Here is a 16,936-nt window from a genome sequence, read left to right as displayed (position 1 = left end):
CGTTGCACGTGGGGCTACTCACATTCAGCCCCGTTGGGGCTGGCGGCGTCCAGCTCACCGATTCCACTTCTCGCACACCCAAATCACCGCCTTGCGGCCTGCAACCCAACACTCCTCTCCCCGAAAACACGAAAACTCCTGCTAATTCATGGTTTGGTCCGCTCATACACTACCTTACCTGATCGATACGCTTCCGTAATGATGTGATTTGTCGTGCCCTTCCATTTGGCGACCTCTTCAGGGGTGTAAACCAGGACCTCTATTGAGCACGGAATTGGACGAAACAGAAGCATTATAGGGACGCCCCTTTTGTGCCGAGGGAGATCGCTGTTCATAACGATCAAAAGGTCTAGATCACTGTCCGGCGCGGGTTGGCCAGATGCATACGACCCAAAAAGGACAATCTGTTGTGGCGAAAACGTCTCGGCTATAGCCTGGATGATAGCATCTATGGTCTGCCGCGGTATCAGCTCTCCATGCTGCTGCACCTGAGTTGGTATCCTCATCGTCTCCTTCTTCCAGGCCTCACACTATCTTAAACTAATCGATGAGCTAGTCCGGTGGCTTACTCCTCGGACGCCTCAGGTTTTCCATCGTTGACATCGCTCTTGAGAAACTCTATCGCATTGTCGAGCCTTTCGAGCACCCTTTCCTTCCCGAGGACCTCAAGGAGATGAAAGAGACTGGGGCCGACGGTGCAACCCGTGCAGGCAAGCCTCGTCGGGTGGATGACCTTTCCCGCTACGGTCCCGAGCTCGTCAGCGAGGCCCCGAATAGTTGTTTCGATCGTCTCCAGCGACAAGTCCTCGGCGGCCTCAAATCGCTGCTTAAGGCGCGTCAGCACGTCGATAATCTGAGGGCTCTTGAAATGCTTGCGCACACCTTTTTCGTCATACTCGAAGTCGGGCGTGAAGAAATATCGCGCAGCGTCTGGGTAGTCCGTGAGCTTCCGCACGCGCTCCTGTAAGAGGACAAGTATCCTCTCGATCCAGTCGGCGTTCTTGGCCGCGAAATCGTCGTCTATCAGACCGGAGCGAAGCAGCAGCGGCTTGACGCGACTGGATAGCTCGCTCGGCCCCAGACTCTTGATGTATTCACAGTTCATCCACTCCAACTTCTTGACGTCGAACACCGCATTTGACCTGCTGATGCCATCAAGGCTGAACGCATCGATCAGCTCGTCAAGCGTCATGACCTCTCTGTTGTCCCCGGGCGACCAGCCAAGAAGCGCGAGGAAGTTCCTGACCGCATCGGGCATGAAGCCCGAGTCCCGGTAATCCGAGACCGCCACCGCGGCGTTTCGCTTGCTAAGTTTTGTCCTGTCGGACGCGAGTATCAGCGGGACGTGCGCAAATTGCGGTGGTTCGTATCCCAGGGCCTCGAACAGCATCACCTGTTTGGGAACGTTGCTAAAATGGTCATCGCCGCGGATAACGTGGGTTATCCTCATGTCATGGTCGTCAACGACGACCGCGAGCTGATAGGTCGGCGAGCCGTCCGCCTTCTTGATGACTAAGTCGCCGATCTCCTTGTGCTCGAACGTGGCAGCTCCGTGCACAGCATCTGTTATCGTAGTTGTGCCCTCAGGGACAAAGAAGCGAACCGCCTTCGGAACGCCCTGGGCAAGCAGCCCTTGTTTCTCGTGCTCCGGGAGGTTCAGACATCTGCGGTCGTATCGAAAAGCCCTGCCCCTCTTGCGCGCTTCCTCTCTCATGGACCTAAGCTTCTCAACGTCGCAGAAGCAATAGTAGGCCTTCCCGTCGGCCAGAAGCTTCTCGACAGCGCCGTCGTAAAGGCCGAATCGCTCCGACTGATAGAACGGGCCCTCGTCCCAATCAAGCCCCAGCCACCTCAGCGACTCCAGAATCTCGTCAACCATCTTCTTTTCGGAACGGGCGAGGTCGGTGTCCTCGATCCTGAGCACAAACTTGCCGCCTCGTTTTTTGGAGAACAGCCAGTTGAATAGCGCTGTCCTCGCCCCGCCAACGTGGAGATAACCTGTCGGCGATGGAGCGAATCTGACACGAACGTTCTCTGTCATCTGCATCCCTACTGTGAGTATGCTGTAAAGCGCCTCGTGAGAGTATCCTTTGAATGCCTCACGTCTGAAGCAGATCGTATGGCAAGGCTACCCGTTGAGTCAATTGGCCCTGCTGGCAACCTCCTCCGGTTATGGTATGTTTTATCCTATAACGCGGTCTTGGGAAGGCAGTGCAGTAAGTTTCGCCATGAACTTCAGGTAAGGGACAGATTGTCCAGTCAGAACGACACCAACTTGGCCACCAGCGGCAAACTCGCACTCCGCAACTTCGGAGGGATGTATGGGCGTATTCTGGCCTATGCAAAGCCCTATACGTTCAGGCTCGTGGTTGCCATCGTGGCCTCGAGCATTCTCGCCGGGGCGAATGTCGGGCTCATCTCGCGACTCAAACCATTCATTGACGACGTGCTCGTCGCCAAACAGGCAAGCCTAATCCCACTGATTGCGCTTTCGCTCGTCACACTCGGCCTGATTATCTGCGTCATGGGCTATATGTCCACATACCTCATCAAGTTTGTCGGCCACAACGTCGTGCGAGACATCCGCTGCGAGCTTTACGAACACATTCACGCCCTGTCCCTCGGTTTTTTCCAGAGGGAATCGACCGGCGCACTCATATCTCGGATCATCAATGACATCTCGAAACTGCGAGACCTTGTTACAAGAGACCTCGCCGACCTCGTGCAGAGCTTCTTCAAGATTGTGGGGCTTCTGATCTTTGCCTTCTATACTAGCTGGAAGTTCTCGCTGCTCGCCTTTGCTCTGTTCCCCATTCTCGCAATCCCGATCCTGCACTTGGGCAGAAAGATGAGGCGCACGAGCAAGCAAGCACAGAACAAAATAGCCGACGTAACGCAGCTGATGCACGAGGCAATCTCGGGCGCCCGCGTGGTGAAGGCGTTCGGCATGGAGAGGTTCGAGGTCAACCGGTTCTACAAACAAGCGATGAAGTACTTTGGCGTCCTGATGCGCGCCGCCCGTGTCTCAGCGCTTTCTAGCCCTTTGGTGCAGTTTATCGGCGTGATAGGTGCTGCGATCGTCCTCGTAATCGGTGGCTACCAGGTCGCCGGCGGCACTATAACTGCTGGGGAGCTGACAGCGATGCTTGTCGCGCTGTTCGCTATATACGAGCCAGCTAAGAAACTAAGCAGGATAAACGTGAACATCCAGAGGGCTTTTGGGGCGGCTGAGCGTGTCTTCGAGATAATGGATACCAAGCCCAAGGTTGTCGAGGCGCCGGATGCAATCCAGCTGCCCGTCATATCAAAGGGCATCGCCTTTGTTAACGTCTCATTTGCCTACGACCACGAGCTCGTCTTGCGGAACGTCAGCTTCGAGATACCAGTGGGCCGCATCGTGGCGCTGGTCGGTGAGAGCGGGGCCGGCAAGACAACCATCGCCAACCTCTTGCCCCGGTTCTACGACCCCACACAGGGCGCAATCGAGGTAGATGGCTTAGACATCAGGAAGGCCACGATCAAATCGCTCAGGTCGCAGATCGGCATCGTGACGCAGGAGGTAATTCTTTTTAACGACACTGTTCGCAACAACATCGCCTACGGCCGTATGGACTTCCCGGAGGAGAAGGTCATCGCGGCGGCCAAGGCTGCCCACGCTCACGAGTTCATCACATCGCTGCCCAATGGTTATGACACGAACATCCAGGAGGCAGGCTCGCGGCTCTCCGGGGGCGAGAGGCAGCGGCTGTCGATCGCACGTGCCATACTGAAAAGCCCGCCGATCCTACTCCTGGATGAGGCGACATCATCGCTTGATTCAAAGGCCGAGATGCTGGTTCAGGATGCGATCATGAACCTCGTCAAGAACAGGACGGTGCTGATTATTGCCCACCGACTCTCCACTATCCGGGCCGCCGACAAGATACTCGTCCTGGAGAAGGGTCGCATCGTTGAGGAGGGCACACACGCAGCGCTGATGAAAAAAGCCGGCGCCTACAAGCGACTCTATGACCTACAGTTCCGGCAGCCGGGCCCGCTGACCTGAAGATCAGAATACGGCAGCCGTGCTGGCGCATCCAGCCGGTTTTGACCCTCCTGCCAGCCTTAGAACCCGCTAGTGGGCATCTGGCTGAAGATATACTTGATGTCGTCCTCACGGAACATCAGGCCAAGCCCCGCGTAGAACGAGCGGCGCTGCTCGTTCAGAATCTGGTCAACGCCAGCGGTGATGTAAAACGACTTGTATATATCGAACCGGCCTGTGAACTTCAGGTGCGGGTCGTAGTCGTCCTCGTCAAAATCAAACGCATCCAACGACAGCGCCAGGCGGTCGTTCATCAGGTTCAGGTCTGTGCCAAAGCCACCCTCCGATTCTATCAGACCACCCCTGAACGTCACCGGCCCAAAGCGCCTCGCGTATTGAAGGCTGAAGAGCGCCCTTTTTTCCTTCCTGGTCGTCTCGGAGTATTTGTGCGTTCTCACGAGTTTGACGAGCCCGCCCTCCTCCGTAACCGTCTCGGTGACCTTGTACTCCTCCACGGTCTTCTCCTTGCCATAGGGGTCGTTGGCCAACTCGAAGAGGAAATACCTGCCCTCGCGCGGCTCAAGCTTCACGGTTACGTAGTTCTTGAACTCCGCCTCGTCAGTCAGGTACTCGCCGCGGTAGCCAAGATAGGCCTTGATCTGACTGGTCTTGTCCAGAAAGTCCTTCGCCGAGCTCATTGTCTGGCGGAACTCGGAGAGCGTGTTGGTAAGCTCCTGATGGACGGTGTCTTCGGCTATGAGCTTGCCGATTGTGCCCTTGCCCTCCTTGACGCTCTTGGTGATGTCCTGAACGTCCGCCAGAACTTCGTTGAGGCGCCCCGAGGCGGCGTTCAGTTTCTTCATCATCTCCCTGACTTCCGCCTGGTTGCTCGAGACCATAGAATTGGCCCTATCGGCGAGCTGCTCGACCTTGTGCAGGACGGCAGGCGTCATGTCGCGGAGCGTCTCCGCAAACTCGCGAATGGCCACGACGGCCTTATCTACATCCTGCCTGTTCTGGACGATCATCAGGTTCATGTTCGAGGTAGCCTGGTCGAGCTTCTGAAGTATGCCCTTCAACTGCTGCTCGCCCTGCTGGGTGCCAATGACGTTCTTGACCGATTCGGAGACGAGCTTCATGTCGTCGGCTATGAGGCTGAGTTTGGTCATGAGCGAGGTCGTGCTGCCAGCGAGCTCAGCGAAGCCGGGCGACACTTCGCCCCTGAACTCTGTGCCCTCCTCAGCCAAAGCGGCAGTAGCGGAGACAGGTAAGAACTCTAGATAGGATGCGCCGACCATCGATTGCACAGTTATTCTCGCCGTCGCGTCCACTCGCAGCTGCGCCGAGCGATCGACTGCCGCCTCGACCGCGGCCTTGCCGTTTCGCAGGTATATTCGCGTGACACGGCCAATTACGACGCCCGCCAGACGGGCCTCGGCCTTCTCCTCAAGCCCACCGACCGTATCAAACACGACGTAAACGTCGATCCTGTCCTCCCGCTTTGTGAGTGATATCTCGCCGACACGGATGCTCAGATAGAACAGGATGGCAATGCCGATGACGGCAAAAATCCCCACCTTGAGGGCCAAGCTTTTCTCTTTCAGCGTTCGTTCCATTGAATCCACTCAGCAATGATTAAGCAAGACCTGTCGGTTCAATCATACGTACTTCTGATCGCACTGAAAGCGGATTCCAAGTCCTTACTCAAACCTCCACGAGGCGATAGAGACTTCACCCACAGTCTGCGAGGCATACTCAGGCTTAGTCATTGCGGCAAACCAGAAATAGTCGCCGGTCGAGAGCGCGGGCAGGTTCATCTCAAGAATCACCGAGGGTCCGAAGGAGAAGCTATCAGGAATAATGAAGTTATCATAAGCTGGCGCCAATCCCGGCGTGAAGCCCGGCCAAGACAGGGAAGTACCATCAGGCAGGCCAACGCCCAGGTAGATATCGACCGTTATCGCCGGCCCCGGATTCTGCAAACTGGCCTCGACAACCATTCGCTCGCCGACATGATAGAGGGACTGGTTGATTGAAACGGACACTACCGGCATCTGAGTCAGGATGCACGCACCGTATAATGTCCCGAACCACTTGTTTCCTGTGGCATCTATGGCAATCGCCCCCACCTCGTTGCCGGCCAAACCGCTGTTATCGGTATTGTAAGTTGTCCAGCTGCCATCATGGTGCAAAACGCTGACGGCACCGTCAGGTATCAGAATAAGCGAGGTGCCGAACCACTTGTTGCCGGCCGCGTCTGCCGCGACTGCATTCACACGATCAGCAGCCAACCCGCTGTTAGCGGTGTTGTAAGTTGTCCAGCTGGCATCCGCGTGGAGGACGCTGACGCCGCCATAATAGGTGCCGAACCACTTGTTGCCATAGCCATCTATGGCAACGGCTTGGACCCAGTTGTCGGCCAGACCGCTGTTGTCGGTGTTGTAGGTTTTCCAAGTGCCATCAGCGTGTAGGACGCTGACGCCTTCGCCCGTGCCGAACCACTTGTTGCCGTCGGGGTCTATGGCAATCGCCCCGACTCCGTTGTCGGCTAGACCGCTGCTGTGAGGGCTGTAAGTCGTCCAGCTGCCATCCGCGTGGAGGACGCTGACGCCGCCGTACGAGGTCCCGAACCATTTGCTGCCAGCCGTGTCTATCGCAATGGAAGACACCTCGTTATCGGCCAGACCGCTATTGTCCCGGCTGTAAGTTGTCCAGCTGCCATCAGCGTGAAGGACGCTGACGCCGTACCAATTCCCGAACCACTTGTTGCCGTTGGTATCTATGGCGATGGTAAACACACTATCGTAAACCTGACCGCTCTTGCGAACGCTGTAAGTTGTCCAGCTGCCATCAGCGTGAAGGACGCTGACGCCGCCCCAGTATGTCCCAAACCATTTGTTGCCATCGGCATCTATGGTAATGGCAAGCACCCAGTTATCGGCCAGGCCACTGTTGTCAGGGCTGCAAATCGTCCAGCTCCCATCAGAACGGAGGACGCTGGGACCGCTGGCCCAGCCGGCTGCGAACCACTTATTGCCATCGCCATCTATGGCAATGGCATGCACCTCGTTATCGGCCAGGGCGCTGTTGTCGGTGTCGTAGGTTGTCCAGCTGCCGTTAGCGTGGAGGACGCTGACGCCGCCATAATAGGTCCCGAACCAGTTGTTGCCATCGGCATCTATGGCAATAGCCAACACACGGTAGTCAGCCAGACCGCTGTTGCCAGTGCTGTAAGTCGTCCAGCTGCCATCAGCGTGAAGGACGCTGACGCCGCCATAATAGGTGCCGAACCACTTGTTGCCTGCTGCATCAATGGCAATGTCCGACACGAACTTAGAGGCCAAGCCGCTGTTGTGGGTGTCGTAGGTTGTCCAGCTGCCATCAGAATGGAGGACGCAAGCACCCTCAACCGTCCCAAACCACTTGTTGCCATTGGTCTCTGTGGCAATGGCACAGACACAGTCATCTACCAGAGCGCTGTTGTGGGTGTCGTAGGTTGTCCAACTACCATCAGAATGGAAGACGCTGACGCCCCCGTACAAGGTCCCGAACCATTTGCTGTCCGCCATATCTATAGCAATGGCCCGCATATAGTTGTCGGCCAGGCCGCTGTTGGCATTGTTGTAGGTCGTCCAGCTGCCGTCGGCGTGGAGGACGCTGACGCCGCCATTGTATGTCCCAAACCACTTATCCCCCTTGGAACCTATGGCAATGGCACGCGCGTCGTTGCAGGCCAAGCCGTCTGCTCTCGTATAAACGGTCTTCTGACCGGTAGTGATGTCAAAACGAGCGACGCCACCTGAAGTTGCACACAATACATATCGTTCGTTCTCGCAAGCGATTGCCCGTACATACTTGCCAGCGGTGTAGTTAATCCACCTATCCGCCGCGAACGTTCCCGCCGTCGTCGTCGCCAGGACCACCACCGTCACCAGCAGAACGATCCTATTCATCCTTCTCTTCCTTATTCCTCTTCCTCTCTTTCCGCGTTGCGGCGCCCCTTCTCCCTCGGCATCCGATCCATCACGTCACCAAACGTTCATCATGTGCAAGAGCTTAGGTAGCTCAATCATACATACTTTTGGTTTGTCGGAAAGCAGATTCGTGCAAGGCGCTAGAATTGAAGCCGCTGTTTATCAGCCGGCTAAAGCGAGACTTTCCGGACGATCGCGTCGGCCTCGCTAGGAGTGATGAGAATGAACTCGACGGCGAAGCGTAGCTCGTCCGGGCCGGGGTCTTCTACTCTCACGACGCGACCTAAAAGCCTGATTGGCAGGGGTGAGCCGAAGCTAGAAACCGAGAGGTCAATTAGAGCTCCCTCGCAAAGCAGCTCGGCCGCCGGCGTAGGTCCCGTTGCCAGAAGTAGGACGCCGCCGGCGCTCAGATTGACGGTTTTCACCGCTAAGTCCCTCTCGGGCGGCAGTTCGGTGTGGCCGGGGAGGGCAAAGAGCTTTGCGCCAACCGGCAGCGCCATCTGCCTCCGAAAGAAGTCTCTTCTCTGTTTGCTGGTCTGTTCCGTCTCGTCGCTCACCTTACACCTCCGCAACAGCTCCTTCAGTCCAGGGTTCCGCCACGATCTCGTCGCCCGCGAGCTTGAAGACGGTCCCGCCCATCAGCTGGTCCACCGCCAACTCTGCAAAGCCTATTGTCAGCTCCACGCCCTTATAGACGGTATCTCGCGCGTAAAACGCCGCGTTCTTGTTGAGCTTGGGGCTGCCCAACAGCGCCTCAATATCCTTATGAACATCGATCACGAAGTCGTTTGCAGCGAAAAGGTGATACAGGTGCAGACTAAGGTCTTGAAGTGCGGAATGCTCACTTGCGGACACGTTGTGTGGCAACGGCAGCTCTTGCGCAATGTCAGCCAGCATCATTCGGAGCTCCTCGTTAACGGCGGCGGCCGCCTTAGCTCCTTTGCCCAGCAGAAAAGCCACAGATACAGGCGCCTTCGCCAGAAACATCAGCCGTTCTGAAGTGGTTTCGTCCACCTCCGGGACCCCGCGGGACAGGAGATACTGGACGTTTCTTGCCGCCGCGCGCCCTGACTTCTCGGCCAGCGAAAGCTGCGGCCGGGACTCCATGAGACGTTTGCGGAGGTTAGGCGGAAACCCGAGCATGATGGTGGTTTTCTCCACAATGTGCTTAGCCACGCCTTTCTCCCACAGATCGACTCCCTTGTGACCCACTCTACCTGCTGTCAGGTTTCCAGCGGCCATCACGACTCCGCCGACAAGCACTCCATCGCCCTCAATGACGACATCCCCGTCGGTCAGCAGTGTGCTGTTCATGGCGGACGAGCCGATTACGATCCCGGACTTCGAGTCGAGCTTAGCCTCGCTCACATAGCCGAGCGTTATCTTGCCCTGTGCGCTGATGCTTCCCTTGGAGCGGCCGGCGACCCCGTGCTGAACCGACACATCGCCCTCAGCGACTATGGTGGCAGCCTCGACCACCCCGTGGATGGTGATCGAGCCCTTTGCCGAGACCGAGCGTCCTGAGCGCACGTCTCCCCTGACCACGACACTGCCGGGAGCCTCGACATCGCCGTATCTTATGTCAACGTTACCCTCGACAAGCAACGGAGCCTCCATGCAATAAGCCCCCTTAATAGAGAATCAGCTCGAGCCCCTTGGCAATCAGCCGCAATAAAAGAAAGGCAACGAACAGAACCAGCCCGATGAATATCGCGATCTTGAGAGCAAAAACCAAAAGACCCGCAAGTCCCCAAAGCACCGTCCAGCAAAGACCCAGACAGAATGCAATGACCGGCAAGACTACGAACAACAGAACCACAACGCCGAGAACCGCGGCGGTCAATATCCCAAGCACCTTGAAAAACGTCATCATGGCATCACCTAAAGTTACCCTTATAGATACTTATTCGGATTAAAGTGTAAGCTTGTTAAGCACAAGACCCGTTACAAGCTTCGGATAAAAGTCCGTCGATTTCTGAGGCATCCGCACACCAGCCGAGGCGACATTTCGGACCTGCCTCGCCTTGGTTGGATTCAGCACGAAGAGGGCTTGACCTTCGCCGCCGATGATCGACTTAACGCCCTCGCCCACATCGCGTAGGTATTGGACGTTCCGCTCGCTGGTCAGGTCCTCTTTTGTAATCCCCAGCATTCTCTCAAGAATCAGAGTCGAGAGAATGACGACGTCCAGCCGCCTAAACTCCTCGGACCCAGCCCCCGCCAGCATCTCATCCAGCCAGCTCTCATCTTTAAGCCTCGCCACCAGAAACTGCTTCTGCCCAGCTAATAGCACGCCGAACACGTGGCCCTTCGGCGAGGCGCGATGGAGTATCTCCATTGTCTTGCGCTGTGCGGTCTCTCGTGACGAAGCGTCCGAAAACGGCAGCGACTCCAGCTCGAAAAACTGCTTCAGGTTCTCAATCAAAGCCATCGCATCAAAGCTCTTTACATCGCTGACAAGCCGATGCGTGGGAAGGACTAGAAGGCCCGGATCATCGAAGCTCACGAAAGTGATCATGCGGCTTTCGATCGTCTCGAAATCGTCCGTCTGGCTGACCTTGCCTCGCATCTCATCCCTGAAAGCGAGCGCAGTCTCGTAACGGTGATGCCCGTCCGCTATGAAAACCTGCTTATCAAGCATCAGCTTCTGCAGCTCGCCGATCATGCTTGGGTCGCTGACGGGCCAGACCTTGTGCAGGTCTGAGAAGCGGTCCTTGGCCACTAGGGGCTGGCGTGCGGAGCGCCCCTCGTCCAGAAGATTGTTCACTAGGTTGTCCGGGTCCGGGTAGAGCATGAAAATCTGGCCAAACTGGGCTCTCGTGGCGCGCATCAGGTTCAATCTGTCGGCCTTGGGACCTGCCAGCGTCTGCTCGTGAGGTTTGACGCCGCCCTCCTCGTAGGACATCAGCCGGAAAAGGGCAACGAACCCCTTTCTTGTCCTCGTGGTCCCGGCCCCCGGGACAACATACTCCTGGTCGTAGATATATATGCAGGGGCTTTGGTCCCGCTGAAGTATCCCCTCGCGTATCCAGGCGTCGAGGAAGCCCGCGGCTCGGACGTATTGATTATTGTCTTTTGTGTCCTTTGGGTATGTCTTGCCCTTGATGATCCTAACGATATTGTGCGGGCTTTTCTCGTAATAGAACTCCCGGAGCTCATCGTCTATCTTGTCGTAGGGGTCGGCTATTACGTCGTCGAGAGCCCTCACCTTGTCAGGGCTGTAGCGATACCCTCTGAATGGAAGTATTTCTGCCATCTACTCCTCCACTACGATAATTGTGAACTTGCGCGCTCCTTTCTGCGTTGCCATGCACGAAGAGGAAATTATTTCCGATCCGATGGCTAGTGCGCAACCCGCAGCCCACTAATGACTATATCCCAGCATCAGAATGGTTATCAACAAGAAGCTCTCAGATGCGAATTAGCAGCGAGGAGAGGGAAAAAGTTGCCGGAACCTCATGTCGTTTTGCTCGGGAATTGTCTCGTGAGGTTATCTTGGGCGGTGTGGTTGAGTTATCATCGGGAGCCTTCCGGATGCAGCTTGGCTGCGTTATGTGGCACAATTATTCTCACGCTGGCACGGTATCTGCTTGAGATGGTTACCGCAAGCTAGCACAATACTAAGGAGCATTCGAGAGATGATTAAGGGCCTATATGATGCGGCGTCAGGACTTCTGAGCGAGGCACGGGCGCACGAAATACGTGCAAACAACCTCGCTAACATAAACACGGTTGGGTTTAAGAAGGACACGCCATTTTTCCGGCTCCTTGCAGAGAGCAGCTCGAGCTCCTCCAATGACCCATCGGGCGTCGTTGTGGGCGGGACCGCCACGGATTTCTCGCAGGGGCCGCTGAGGAGCACCGGCAATTCGTTGGACCTGGCGCTCGATGGCGATGGGTTCTTCGTGGTGCAGTTTGGGGACAAGGAGGGCTACGCAAGGGCTGGCAATTTCAAGGTTGACCCTGACGGCAAGCTCATGGACCAGAACGGGTTGTCTGTTCTCGCGGAGGAGGGCGAGCTCAGCATCCCGGCTGGGGCACAAGTAACCATCGATTCAAATGGAGAGGTTTTCACGGATGGTAACTCAATTGGCGTGCTGAAAGTGATGACGTTCGACGACACGTCTGTCCTCAAAAAGGTGGGAAGCAGTCTCTGGGTGGACGGAACGGAGAAGGCCGAGCCGAAGAAGGCGACCGGTGCGAAGGTCCAACAGAGATTCCTGGAATCGTCGAACGCGAACGTCATCGAGGAGATGGTCTCGATGATTGATGAGATGAGGCGTTACGAGGCGCACCAGAAGACCATCCGCTCGATTCTGGACGATACAATAGGCAGGACAATCGATAGCCTGCCCAGTTTGAAATAACTATAGCTAAATGATCATAACGCGAACTTCTTATGTAATTGGCTGGAGGCTAACATGATAAGATCGCTTTGGACGTCTGCGACAGGGATGCAGGCGCAGCAGTTAACGATCGATACGATTTCCAACAATCTCGCCAACGTCAATACAGGCGGTTTCAAGAAGTCGAGAGCTGAGTTCCAGGACCTGATGTATGAGACGCTCCGCTCACCCGGTGCTCCGGTGGCGGGCTCACAGGTCCCGAGCGGGATACAATTGGGGCACGGCGTTCGGGCAGTCTCGACTCAGCGGGAGTTCAGCGAAGGAAGCCTGAAGAACACCAGCTCGCCGCTGGACTTAGCGATCGAGGGCAAAGGGTTTTTTCAGGTGATCATGCCGAATGGCGACACGGCCTACACGCGAGCCGGCTCGTTCCAGATGGACAGCTCTGGCTCGGTCGTAACGCCTGATGGCTACAAGCTCTCTCCCGACATTGTCATCTCGCCCGATGCGCTATCGGTTTCGATCGAATCGGACGGGACGGTCTCGGTGATGCAGCCGGGACAGACTTCCCCGACGGAGGTTGGGTCGATAGAGCTTGCCCTGTTCTCTAACCCAGGCGGCTTGAGTGGAATTGGCAGAAACTTGTTTCGGGAGACTGATTCGTCAGGGGCGCCGACAACCGGAACGCCGGGCGAGGAGGGTCGGGGGAGCATAGCCCAGGGCTTTTTGGAGATGTCGAACGTTTCTGTGGTCGATGAGATGGTTCAGATGATCATGACCCAGCGGGCCTACGAGCTGAACGCCAAGTCGATACAGACCACAGACGAGATGATGAGCCAGGCCAACAACCTGAAGCGATAGGGTAGTAACGATGGATGAGTTTAAGATGACCAGCCTTATGTTGAGCGCAAGCGTTGCGCTAGTCTTGCTTGCGAGCACGCTCTGCGCCGAGGTTGTCCCACAGGGCAAGATCGAGTCGGTCGTGCGTCAGAAGATAGTCAACAACACCGCCCTCAAGCGCGAGAACCTGAACATCGAGTTCATCCGCGTCCCCAAGGTCTCGATTCCCGGCAAAGTCTGCCGCATACACGTTTCGCGGGAGAATTCTGCGAGAGAGCTGGGCCGGCTGTCGTTTCTTGTTACTGCCCTGGGGGACGGGGGCGTCGAGAAAAGATATTGGGTAACAGCAAATGTCTCAGCGCGTGCGACGGCCGTCTGCGCTGCTCAGCTCTTAAAGGCGGGCTCTGTAGTTGGCCCTGGCGATGTCTTACTCAGGGAGCGCGAGATCAGGGGCAACTTCTCAAAACGTCCGGTTCTGGACGTGAAACTTGCAGTCGGCAAGATGCTCAAGCGAGGTGTTCCAAAGGGCAAGATGCTCACCACGGACATGCTGTATGTGCCCCCGACGGTCAAGAGAAGATCGGTCGTTAGGCTTGAGGTAAGAGTCAGATCGCTTCGCATCACGACTCTGGGCAAGGCGCTCAAGGACGGCAGAGCGGGGGACCTAATTCCGGTCAGGAACATCGCATCAAGAAGGACGGTCTATGGCGTTGTGCAGGAGGACGGGACAGTGGTTGTGCTCGTTGGGAGCGACTAATGGACGGGTCAATGATGAATTGGGATGAAGAGAAAGGGAGGGCGGAATTGAGAGGTTTCACACTCAAGATAGTCGGCATGTTGCTGGCTATTTCAGCTCTATTGTTTATCTACTCAGGGTGTTCGTTGAGCAAACGGCAGACCGCCTTGGCAGACTCCATGTCACAGCAGATGGCGCCTGTCTTGCCGGCTGCGCAGCCAGCAGGGGAGGATGACTTCGCACCTGATTCGCTCTGGAACGACCAGCTGCCGTTCGGGGTGTTTTACAGCGATCCCAGGGCAAGAGGCGTGAACGACATCATAACCATCCTGATAGTCGAGAACACCACAGCAGAGAACAGCGCCTCGACATCGGGCGCCAAGAAATCCGAGATCAAGGCCGGCGTCCCATCATTTTTTGGTTGGGAGGCCGAGCTAGCGGGCAAGGTAACGAAGGGATTTGATTCGTCAAATCTGCTGTCCGCGAACCTCGACAAGACGTTCAGCGGGGATGGAAAGACGGCTCGTTCGGGCAAGATAGTAGCGACCATAAGCGCTAGGGTCGTCAGGGCTCTGCCAAACGGCAACCTCGTGATACTAGGCCAGCGAGAGATAAGCATCAATAGCGAGAAGGAGACGATATTTGTGTCTGGGATAATTCGCAGAGAGGACATCCAGGCCGACAACACGGTCGTCTCCACCAAGATAGCGGACGCGAGGATATTCTACGGAGGCAAGGGCCAGGTCTCGGAGGACCAGCGGGCCGGGTGGGCCGGTCGTCTTATTTCAGTCTTATGGCCGTTTTAGTGGCAATGGAGCGCAGTTTGGAGGATAAGTTCGTGATCGGGACCAGTTCTGAGACTCGCAGTCAAGGATTCAAAGCTAGGTTGTGCAAACGGGCCGCTGAGCCGACGAGCTGCTCTGTTGCCTTGAGGGCTTCTGTCTTTTTTGCGCTGATCGTCATTCTAGTTACCAATGGTGCGACCTGCGCCGGCATGGTGAGGCTGAAGGATATTGCGCAGATTCAAGGGATGCGGTCTCAGCAGCTGATCGGTTACGGTTTGGTGATAGGGCTAAACGGGACGGGGGACGCTTCTGGGACGAAGTTCACAACTCAGAGTTTGGCCAACATGCTGGACAGGCTTGGGATAAGAGCTGACGCGACCAAGATAAAGGTCGGGAACGTTGCGGCCATTATAGCGACGTCCACGCTTCCGGCGTTTGCGAGGTCAGGCTCACGGCTGGACGTAACTGTCTCCTCTCTTGGGGACGCCTCAAGCCTCCAGGGCGGGACGCTGCTTATGACGCCGCTTCGCGGGCCAGATGGAAAGATATACGCCGTGGCGCAGGGACCTGTTTCGATCGGCGGCTTTCTGGCTGCGGGTGCAGGCGCCAAGGCGCAGAAAAACCACCCGACTGTCGGCAGAATCCCCAACGGCGGCACGGTTGAGAGGAACCTGAGGGCAACGCTAGAGGCGCGAAGCGCCCTGACGATCAAGCTGGACGAGGAGGATTTCACAACCTCCGCAAGGGTTGCGGAGGCGATAAACGAGAAGTTTGTCGGTTCAGCGAGGACATTAGATGCTGGCGCAGTCGAGGTTAGCGTGCCTACTGAGTTACGTAACAACATCGTGGAGTTCATATCACAGCTGGAGACGGTGAGGGTCGTTCCGGACTCGACAGCTCGCGTTGTCATCGATGAGCGAACGGGGACGGTCGTGATCGGTCGGGACGTTCAGGTTGACACGATTGCGATTGCGCACGGCAACCTCAATGTCGTCATCAAGACCGAGGCGGAGGTCAGCCAGCCCTACCCGGAATCCGCCGGGCAGACGGTTGTTACGCCGCAGACAACGCTGAAGATAGACGAGGAGAAGCAGCGGCTCTTACTAATGAGCCAGGCAGTAACGATCCAGGACGTGGTGGCCGGCTTAAACGCCATAGGCGTCTCGCCTCGTGACCTCATCGCGATTCTCCAGGCGATCAAGGCGGCCGGGGCGCTGCGGGCGGAGCTGAAGATCATCTGATAAGCGACTTTCAGGAAAGAGGAATAAGGAACAGTTATGGCAGGCAATTTTTCGATGGGTGGTTTAATTGACCTGAACAGGCTCGCCTCGGACGCAAGTTGGCGGCAAGTGATTAGACGAGCGGAGCAGGCGAGGTCCGAGGTCGAGGCGTCCGGGAGGCGTTCTCACGAGTTGGACATGGATGAGCGAAAGAGCCTTCGTGAGACGTGCCAGAAGTTCGAGGCGATATTCGTGGGGTACATGTTGAAGCAGATGCGGCAGACGGTGCCCGAATCATCGCTTTTTCCTGAGACGCCGGCCGAGAAGATATACAGATCGATGTTGGATGATGAAGTGGCCCAGGCCGCGTGCAAGACAGGCGGTATCGGCCTTGCAGATATGATTTTTAATGATTTATTGAACAACAACACACGGGAGGAGCAGTCGGACAGAGGAGAGAAGGAATCGGAGATCAAGATGGGTGAAGAATCGGCTAAAGTTTCTGGCTTGACGCACCGATGACGACATTGGTAGTATGGATGTGGTGGCACCGGGAAAGTGCAGGAGGTTGGACAATAGGATGAAGATCGAAGGCAACATACCAAGCCAGGTAGTTGATTCTTATCGGAAAGTTGACAGTCGCAAGCAGGCGGAGGTCAATAAGGCAAGCGATGTGGGCATGGACCAGGATGCTTCAGCGCGGATATCAAAAGAGATGTCTGACAATGTCTCCATCTCTGATGAGGCCAAGCTTCGTGCACTGGCTCAGAAGACCCTTGAGAAGTTGCCCGACGTTCGCCAGGAGAAGGTTGATAGGCTTTCCAAACTGATCCAGAGCGGTCGGTACAACCCCGACGCCGAGAAGATTGCCGAGAAGATACTGAGCGGTCTCAGCATCAAGGTCTGATTTCAGACCTCGCTCGAGCACACTTGTCGGTGGTTTAGCACTTAGGCCGGTTCCTAACGTCCCGAAGCCCAACTGACGTCTCAGACTAATGGACGAAAGGAGCA

General features: G+C 56.3%; 16 protein-coding genes. 8 read left to right on the top strand and 8 right to left on the bottom strand.

All coding sequences use genetic code 11. From position 1 onward, the window contains the following. Window positions 1-146: 146 nt before the first annotated feature. Complete coding sequence (locus VM163_11155) at window positions 147-506, bottom strand: nucleotidyltransferase domain-containing protein (protein HUT04437.1); 360 nt, start codon at window positions 504-506, stop codon at window positions 147-149. Between the two features lie 59 nt (window positions 507-565). After that, a complete protein-coding gene (gene gltX, locus VM163_11150) occupies window positions 566-2,041 on the bottom strand; it encodes a glutamate--tRNA ligase (GenBank protein ID HUT04436.1) in 1,476 nt (491 codons plus the stop codon). Window positions 2,042-2,251: 210 nt separating this feature from the next. On the opposite strand from gltX, the gene VM163_11145 reads away from it, so the two are divergent. After that, window positions 2,252-4,045 carry an ABC transporter ATP-binding protein gene (locus tag VM163_11145; GenBank protein HUT04435.1) on the top strand — a complete coding sequence of 598 codons (1,794 nt, stop codon included), beginning with the start codon at window positions 2,252-2,254 and terminating at the stop codon, window positions 4,043-4,045. 59 nt (window positions 4,046-4,104) lie between these two features. Here VM163_11145 and VM163_11140 read toward each other — a convergent pair whose 3' ends face one another. The 6 genes from VM163_11140 to VM163_11115 form a co-directional block, all read right to left on the bottom strand. Beyond that, a complete protein-coding gene (locus tag VM163_11140; GenBank protein HUT04434.1) occupies window positions 4,105-5,640 on the bottom strand; it encodes an MlaD family protein in 1,536 nt (511 codons plus the stop codon). An 84-nt stretch (window positions 5,641-5,724) separates the two neighbouring features. Next, entirely contained in the window at window positions 5,725-7,977 is a 2,253-nt protein-coding gene (locus VM163_11135) for a hypothetical protein (protein HUT04433.1), read from the bottom strand. Window positions 7,978-8,168: 191 nt separating this feature from the next. After that, window positions 8,169-8,555 carry a PilZ domain-containing protein gene (locus VM163_11130; GenBank protein ID HUT04432.1) on the bottom strand — a complete coding sequence of 129 codons (387 nt, stop codon included), beginning with the start codon at window positions 8,553-8,555 and terminating at the stop codon, window positions 8,169-8,171. A gap of 1 nt (window position 8,556) precedes the next feature. Then, window positions 8,557-9,615 carry a FapA family protein gene (locus tag VM163_11125; GenBank protein HUT04431.1) on the bottom strand — a complete coding sequence of 353 codons (1,059 nt, stop codon included), beginning with the start codon at window positions 9,613-9,615 and terminating at the stop codon, window positions 8,557-8,559. A 13-nt stretch (window positions 9,616-9,628) separates the two neighbouring features. Next, window positions 9,629-9,871, bottom strand: a complete 243-nt coding sequence (locus tag VM163_11120) for a hypothetical protein (GenBank protein HUT04430.1) — start codon at window positions 9,869-9,871, stop codon at window positions 9,629-9,631. A gap of 39 nt (window positions 9,872-9,910) precedes the next feature. Beyond that, the gene (locus tag VM163_11115) at window positions 9,911-11,254 is read right to left on the bottom strand and encodes a DUF1015 domain-containing protein (protein HUT04429.1); all 1,344 of its coding nucleotides are present in this window, start codon (window positions 11,252-11,254) and stop codon (window positions 9,911-9,913) included. A gap of 382 nt (window positions 11,255-11,636) precedes the next feature. On the opposite strand from VM163_11115, the gene flgF reads away from it, so the two are divergent. From flgF to flgM, 7 genes are read left to right on the top strand one after another with little or no spacing between them, the layout of a single operon-like run. Then, a complete protein-coding gene (gene flgF, locus VM163_11110; GenBank protein HUT04428.1) occupies window positions 11,637-12,365 on the top strand; it encodes a flagellar basal-body rod protein FlgF in 729 nt (242 codons plus the stop codon). A 54-nt stretch (window positions 12,366-12,419) separates the two neighbouring features. Further along, complete coding sequence (gene flgG, locus VM163_11105; GenBank protein ID HUT04427.1) at window positions 12,420-13,205, top strand: flagellar basal-body rod protein FlgG; 786 nt, start codon at window positions 12,420-12,422, stop codon at window positions 13,203-13,205. A 10-nt stretch (window positions 13,206-13,215) separates the two neighbouring features. Continuing rightward, window positions 13,216-13,941, top strand: a complete 726-nt coding sequence (gene flgA / locus VM163_11100) for a flagellar basal body P-ring formation chaperone FlgA (protein ID HUT04426.1) — start codon at window positions 13,216-13,218, stop codon at window positions 13,939-13,941. Window positions 13,942-13,988: 47 nt separating this feature from the next. Next, complete coding sequence (locus VM163_11095) at window positions 13,989-14,726, top strand: flagellar basal body L-ring protein FlgH (GenBank protein ID HUT04425.1); 738 nt, start codon at window positions 13,989-13,991, stop codon at window positions 14,724-14,726. Between the two features lie 17 nt (window positions 14,727-14,743). Continuing rightward, on the top strand, window positions 14,744-15,946 hold the full coding sequence (locus tag VM163_11090) for a flagellar basal body P-ring protein FlgI (GenBank protein HUT04424.1): 1,203 nt from the start codon (window positions 14,744-14,746) through the stop codon (window positions 15,944-15,946). A gap of 36 nt (window positions 15,947-15,982) precedes the next feature. After that, window positions 15,983-16,447, top strand: coding sequence for a rod-binding protein (locus VM163_11085; GenBank protein ID HUT04423.1), 465 nt, complete (start codon window positions 15,983-15,985; stop codon window positions 16,445-16,447). Between the two features lie 58 nt (window positions 16,448-16,505). Then, window positions 16,506-16,832: a flagellar biosynthesis anti-sigma factor FlgM gene (flgM, locus tag VM163_11080; protein ID HUT04422.1), complete on the top strand. Its 327-nt coding sequence runs from the start codon at window positions 16,506-16,508 to the stop codon at window positions 16,830-16,832. Window positions 16,833-16,936 lie beyond the last annotated feature (104 nt).

Source organism: bacterium, assembly GCA_035527515.1.
GTDB lineage: Bacteria > B130-G9 > B130-G9 > B130-G9 > B130-G9 > B130-G9.
The sequence above is the reverse complement of the archived record's forward strand: the minus strand, read 5'-3'. Positions and strand labels throughout refer to the sequence as shown.